This window comes from uncultured Alistipes sp., assembly GCF_902388705.1.
Taxonomy (GTDB): domain Bacteria; phylum Bacteroidota; class Bacteroidia; order Bacteroidales; family Rikenellaceae; genus Alistipes.
The window spans coordinates 1-6,871 of record NZ_CABMQJ010000081.1 but is presented as its reverse complement, the minus strand read 5'-3'; the positions used below and the strand labels follow the sequence as shown (position 1 = coordinate 6,871).

At 64.6% G+C, this 6,871-nt stretch carries 2 protein-coding genes and 1 pseudogene; all 3 read left to right on the top strand.

The annotated features are described in order from the left end of the window. The coding region (locus QZT71_RS11525) for an alpha-L-rhamnosidase (RefSeq protein ID WP_295916337.1) at window positions 1–2,399 on the top strand (2,399 nt) is incomplete at its 5' end. 117 nt (window positions 2,400–2,516) lie between these two features. Continuing rightward, on the top strand, window positions 2,517–5,756 hold the full coding sequence (locus QZT71_RS11520; protein ID WP_295916334.1) for a glycosyl hydrolase: 3,240 nt from the start codon (window positions 2,517–2,519) through the stop codon (window positions 5,754–5,756). Next, window positions 5,753–6,871: pseudogene (locus tag QZT71_RS11515) on the top strand (alpha-L-rhamnosidase); the annotation flags it as partial. The gene QZT71_RS11520 and the pseudogene QZT71_RS11515, both read left to right, overlap by 4 nt.

The window sequence follows — 6,871 nt, the reverse complement described above, 5'->3', positions numbered from 1 at the left end:
GGGTGTGGGACTCGGGACGCATGGACTCGGACGGGATGCTGGTGCGTTATGCCGGCCCGAAACTCGAGCCGTTCACCCGGTATTACTGGGCCGTGACGGTGTGGGATAAGGACTATGCGCGCTGCTCGTCGGAGGTCGCGGCGTTCGAAACCGGCATGATGGGAATCGAAAACTGGCAGGGCTGCTGGATCAGCGACCACCGCGACATGAATTACAAGCCCGCGCCCTATTTCCGCAAGGAGTTCGCCGTGGGCAAGGCCGTGAAATCGGCCCGCGCCTACGTTGCGGCCGCCGGGTTGTACGAACTCCATATCAACGGACAAAAGATCGGCGACCACCGCCTCGACCCGATGTACACGCGCTTCGACCGCCGGAACCTCTACGTCACGTACGACGTGACGCCGCAGCTGCAGAACGGCGCCAACGCCGTGGGCATCCTGCTGGGCAACGGCTGGTACAATCACCAGTCGGGCGCCGTGTGGAACTTCGAGCGGGCGCCGTGGCGCAACCGCCCGGCCTTCTGCCTCGATCTGCATATCGAATATGCCGACGGAACGCGCGAGGTGGTCAAATCCGACCTCGACTGGCGCACCTCGGGCGGGCCGCTGGTGTTCAACAGCATCTACACCTCGGAGCATTACGACGCGCGGCTCGAACAGCCCGGATGGAGTGCGCCCGGTTTCGACGACTCGGCCTGGGAGGGGGTGATGTACCGCAGCGCGCCGTCGCAGAACGTCACGGCGCAGCAGACTGTGCCCATCCGCAACGTCACCCAATACAGGCCGCGCAGCGTGCGCAAACTGGACGGGAAGAGTTACCTCTACGATTTCGGCCAGAACATGGCGGGCGTTACCAAGCTGAAAATAAAGGGCGAGGCCGGGACGGAGCTGCGGCTGGTGCATGCCGAACGGCTGCGCGAAGACGGACATGTCGACCTGTCGAACATCGACGTTTACTTCCGCCCGACGGACGACAGCGATTTGTTCCAGACCGACGTGGTGATTTTGAGCGGCCGCGACGACGAATTCATGCCCAGGTTCAACTACAAGGGATTCCGCTATGTCGAAGTGGTCGCCGACCGGCCGGTGGAGCTGACGGCGGAGAACCTGACGGCCTATGCCATGCACAGCGACGTGCGGCCCGCAGGGCGGATCGAAACGTCGAGCGAGCTGGTGAACAAATTGTGGGATGCGACCAACAAGGCGTACCTCTCGAACCTGATGGGGTATCCGACCGACTGCCCGCAGCGTGAGAAGAACGGCTGGACGGGCGACGGCCACCTGGCCATCGAAACGGCGCTGTACAACTACGACGGCATCACGGTCTACGAAAAGTGGCTGGCCGACCACCGCGACGAGCAGCAGCCCAACGGCGTGCTGCCCGACATCATCCCGACGGGCGGCTGGGGCTACGGCACGGCCAACGGGCTGGACTGGACGAGCACCATCGCCATCATTCCGTGGAACCTCTACCTCTTCTACGGCGATACCAAACCGTTGGAGGATTGCTATGAAAATATCAAGCGTTATGTCGATTACGTCGATCGCCGGAGTCCCGGGCACCTGACGTCGTGGGGCCGCGGGGACTGGGTGCCCGTCCGTTCGCAGTCGTCGCTGGAGCTGACCTCGTCGGTCTATTTCTACGTCGACGCCACGATTCTCGCCCGCGCCGCCGCCCTGTTCGGCCGGGAGGCCGACCGGGAGCATTATGCGGCGCTGGCCGGGAAGATTCGCAAGGCCGTCAACGACAAATACCTCGACCGTGCCACGGGTATCTACGCCAGCGGCACGCAGACCGAATTGAGCGTCCCCCTGATGTGGGGCGTCGTGCCGGAGGAGCTGACCGGCAAGGTCGCCGGCAATCTCGCCCGCAGGGTCGAAGAGGCCGGATTCCACCTCGACGTGGGGGTGCTGGGCGCCAAAGCCATCCTCAATGCGTTGAGCGAGAACGGCTATGCCGACGTGGCCTGCAAGGTCGCGATGCAGGATACCTATCCCTCGTGGGGGTGGTGGATTGTGAACGGCGCCACGACGCTGCTCGAGAACTGGAACCTCGAAGCCACGCGCGACATTTCGGACAACCATATGATGTTCGGCGAGATCGGCGGCTGGTTCTTCAAGGGGCCGGGGGGCATCAAACCCGACCCCGAAGCGCCCGGGTTCAAACATATCCTGCTGCGGCCGAACTTCGTCGGGGTCGATGCTTTCGAGGCTTCGCACGACGCGCCCTGCGGGCGAATCGTGTCGGCGTGGAAACGCAAGGGGAATACGGTGACTTACCGGGCCGAAATCCCGGCCAACAGCACCGCCACGCTCTACCTTCCGGCGAACGTGAGCGGCGAAAAGGTGCGTTCGCTCGGGGCCGGAAGCCATACCCTGACGCTGAAAATCGCGAAATAGACGCCTGCGGCCCGCGTGCCGGGCCACGAGCGTGCCGGGAATTCCTCCCCGGGCCGGATCGGCTTCGGGGCGGGTTTCGGCGAGAGAATCACTGCAACAACTTAAATTGCGAATACGATGAACAAACTATCGAAACTGCTCCTGCTGCCGCTGGCGTTCCTGCCGCTGGCAGGTCACGGCGCGGCTCCCGGCGCTGCCCGCTCCGCACTTGCGGCCGGATTCGTCACGCCGCCCGACTCGGTACAGACCTCGGTCTACTGGTACTGGCTTTCGGGCAACGTATCCAAGGCGGGTGTGGAGAAAGACCTCGAGGCGATGAAGCGCGTGGGCATCAACCGCGCATTTATCGGCAACATCGGCCTCGGGGAGATGGCGACGCCCTACCGACCCGTCCGGCTCTTTACGGACGAATGGTGGGAGGTTACCCATGCGGCGCTCAGGAAAGCCTCGGAGCTGGGAATTGAAATCGGGATGTTCAACAGTCCCGGCTGGAGCCAGGCCGGAGGCCCGTGGATCGGGCCGGAGCAGGCGATGCGTTACCTGGCCTCGGTGAAGAAGCGCGTTACGGGCGGGCGGAAGGTCGATTTGCTGCTGGAGAAACCCGCCGCCGATTTCCAGGACGTGCGGGTTATCGCCTACCCCTGTCCGGCGCAGGCAGGCAGGGCGCTGACGGCGGCCGACACCCGCGTCGCATCGGCATCCCAGGCCGGCGAACTGCAAAACCTGATTGACGGCGACCCTGCGACGGAGGTGATTTTCGACGGTACGGCGGAGGTCGCGTTCGACTTCAAGGCCGACGCCGACCTCGACCTGCGCAATATCACCGTGTGGCCGGCTCACCGTCCGATTCGGGCGGCGGTCGAGCTGCTGGCGAAAGGGGCGGACGGCTACCGGACGGTCGCGTCGTTCGAAATCGACCGCTCGAATCCCAACATCGAGGTCGGGTTCGACCCCTATGCACCGGTTGCAATCAGCGTGGACAAGGTCACGGGCCGCGAGTTCCGGCTCGTAGTCCGGGGTGCGGGCCGGGATACGGGTTTCAAGGAGGTGCTGCTCTCGTCCGAACCCCGTGTGGAGCGCTACGCCGAGAAGACCTTCGCCAAGATGTTCCAGACGCCGCTGCCTTACTGGGAGGAGTACCAGTGGCGCGACCAGCCCGTGCTGGACGATGCGTCGCTGGCTGTCGACCCCGCGAAAGTAATCGACATAACGGAATGCCTCGACGGCGACCGCCTGGTGTGGGAAGCCCCGGCGGGCGACTGGGTCGTCATGCGCACGGGAATGCGTCCCACGGGGATGCAGAACTCGCCCGCGGCGCCCGAGGGAACGGGCCTCGAGGTGGACAAGATGACTTCGGCCTACCTGCAGCACCATTTCGACGCCTTTATCGGCGAGGTGCTCCGCCGCATACCCGCCGAAGACCGGAAAACGTTCCGTGTGGTGGTGGCCGACAGCTACGAGAAAGGCGGGCAGAACTTCACGGATACGTTTTTTGCGGATTTCAGGGATAAGTTCGGCTACGACCCCCTGCCGTTCCTGCCCGTTTACGACGGCGTGGTAATCGGCAGCCAGGAGCTCTCCGACCGCTTCCTGTGGGACATGCGCCGCATGGCGGCCGACAAGCTGGCCTATGCGCATATCGGCGGCCTGCGCGAGATTGCGCACAAGTACGGACTGACGCTGTGGCTGGAGAACTACGGCCACTGGGGCTATCCGGGCGAGTTCCTGCAGTACGGCGGGCAGTCGGACGAGGTTGGCGGCGAGTTCTGGGGCGAGGGCTCGCTGGGCGACATCGAGAACCGCGCCGCTTCGTCGTGCGCCCACATCTACGGCAAGCGCAAGGTGTCGGCCGAGTCCTACACTTCGGCCGGGAATGATTTCGGACGCCATCCGGCGCTGGTCAAACCGCGCGGTGACCGCTTCTTTTCGGAGGGTATCAACAACACGCTGCTGCACGTCTACATCACGCAGCCGGGCGACGAACTGCCCGGCATGAACGCATGGTTCGGCACCGAATTCAACCGCAACAACACGTGGTTCTCGCATATGGATTTGTTCACCGCCTACCTCAAGCGGGTCAACTACATGCTGCAGCAGGGGCTCAATGTCGCCGACGCGGCCTACTTCATCGGCGAGGACGCCCCGAAGATGACCGGCATCACCGACCCGGCGCTGCCGAAAGGATACCAGTACGATTATATCAACGGCGAGGTGCTGCTCGAGCGCGCCTTCATCAAGGACGGCATGTGGACGCTGCCGCACGGGACGCAGTACCGGATACTGGTGCTGCCCAAGCTCACGACGATGCGCCCCGAGCTGCTCGCACGCCTGAAAACGCTCGTCGGTGAGGGCGGTGTCCTGCTCGGCCCTGCGCCGCAGCGCTCGCCGAGCCTCGAGGGCTATCCCGATGCCGATGCACGCGTGCGCCGGATGGCTGCGGAGCTCTGGGGCGGGGTCGACGGCAAGGCCGTGAAGGCCGTCCGCTACGGCAAGGGCGCCGTGCTCGACGGCATGACGATGGAGGAGGCGCTGGCCTATGTGGACTGCGTGCCCGACTGCGGAGTCCCGGCCGATGTGCCGGTGCTCTACGGGCACCGCGATACGGGCCGGGAGCAGATTTACTTCCTGACCAACCAGTCGGCGCAGCGAATCGGTTTCCCGTGTACGTTCCGCGTGACGGGCGCCGCGCCCGAATTGTGGGACGCCGTGACGGGGGCGATTCGTCCGCTGCCCGAATTTACGGACAACGGGAGGACGACGACCCTGCCGATGGTGCTGGAACCCAACCAGAGTGCGTTCGTCGTGTTCCGCGAGGGCGCTGCGGCCGCAGGCCGTGCACCCGGGGCGAAGAATTTCCCCGAGCCGGAGCGTGTCCGGACGCTGGACGGGACGTGGACGCTGACCTTCCAGCAGGGCCGGCGCGGCCCGGCGGAGCCCGTCGCGGTCGATGAACTGAAAGACCTGCGGCTCTCCGACGACGAGGCGATTCGTTACTTCTCGGGCAACGTCCGCTACGAAACCACCTTCACGCTCGATAAAAAGGAGATGCACGGACGGCTGTTCGCGGATACGGGCGAGGTCGGCGTGATGGCCAAAATCTATGTCAACGGCAAGTATGCCGGAGGCGTGTGGACGGCGCCCTACCGGGTCGATATCACCGATTTGGTGCGGAAAGGTAAAAACACCATCGCCATCGACGTCGTCAATACGTGGGTGAACCGCCTCGTCGGCGACAGCCGACTGCCCGAGGGCGAGCGGGGAACGTGGACGCTGAACAATCCGTGGCGTCCCGACTCGCAGCTGCAGCCCTCCGGACTGTACAATCCCGTGGTAATCGAAAGGGTGGGCGGACGATGAAACGGATAGCCCTGCTTGTGTTCCTGCTGGCGGCCGCGGCGGTCGCCAGCGGACAGGAAAACCTGCTGGAGAAAGGATTCGGGGGACGGGCCGCGGATGACGCGATTTCCCGGAAATACCTTACCCCGCTGCGGCTGGTGGCGCTGCCCGAAGCCTCGACGGCGGGGGTGGATAACGCCGGGGCCCTGCTCGGGCCTTTCGACGGGCAGCTTTCGGTCGGGACTCCGGACGTATGCCGCCTTTCGACCCGCGGGGGACGCGCGGCCTCGGTACTGCTGGATTTCGGCAAGGAGATTTACGGCGGAATCGAAATCGCCGCGGCGATACGTTCCGACCAGCGGGCGCTGAAAGTGCGCATCCGCTACGGCGAGTCCGTGAGCGAGGCGATGAGCGACGTCGGCGGCGATGCCCCGATGGCGAGCGCCACCAACGAGCATTCGCTGCGCGACTTCACGCTCGGCGTGCCGTGGCTCGGAACCGTCGAAACGGGGAATTCGGGCTTCCGCTTCGTGCGGATCGACCTGGTGGAACCCGATGCCGAACTGAACCTGAAATCGGTGCGGGGCATCCTCCGCTACCGCGATATTCCCTACCTGGGTTCGTTCCGCTGCGACGACGAACGGCTGACCCGTATCTGGGAGACGGGGGCCTACACCGTCCACCTGAATATGCAGGACTACCTGTGGGACGGGATAAAACGCGACCGGCTGGTCTGGGTCGGGGACATGCACCCCGAGGTGATGACCATTCAGAGCGTGTTCGGCGGCAACGGGGTCGTGCGCAAAAGCCTCGACCACGTGCGCGACAACACGCCGCTGCCCGGGTGGATGAACCACATAGCGGCCTATTCGATGTGGTGGGTGATCATCCACCGCGACCTATACCTGTACGGGGGCGACCTCGGCTACCTGCAGGCGCAGCAGGAGTATATGAAAGAGCTGTTCGCGGTGTTGGCCGCGAATATGGACGGCGACCGCGAGAACCTGCAGGGCGGGGCGCAGCGGCTGCTGGACTGGCCCACGTCGGAGATGCCCGGGGTGATACACGCCGGCTACCAGGCGCTGCTGGTGCGGACGATGGAGGCGGGCGTCGAAATCGGCGGCTGGCTCCGCGAC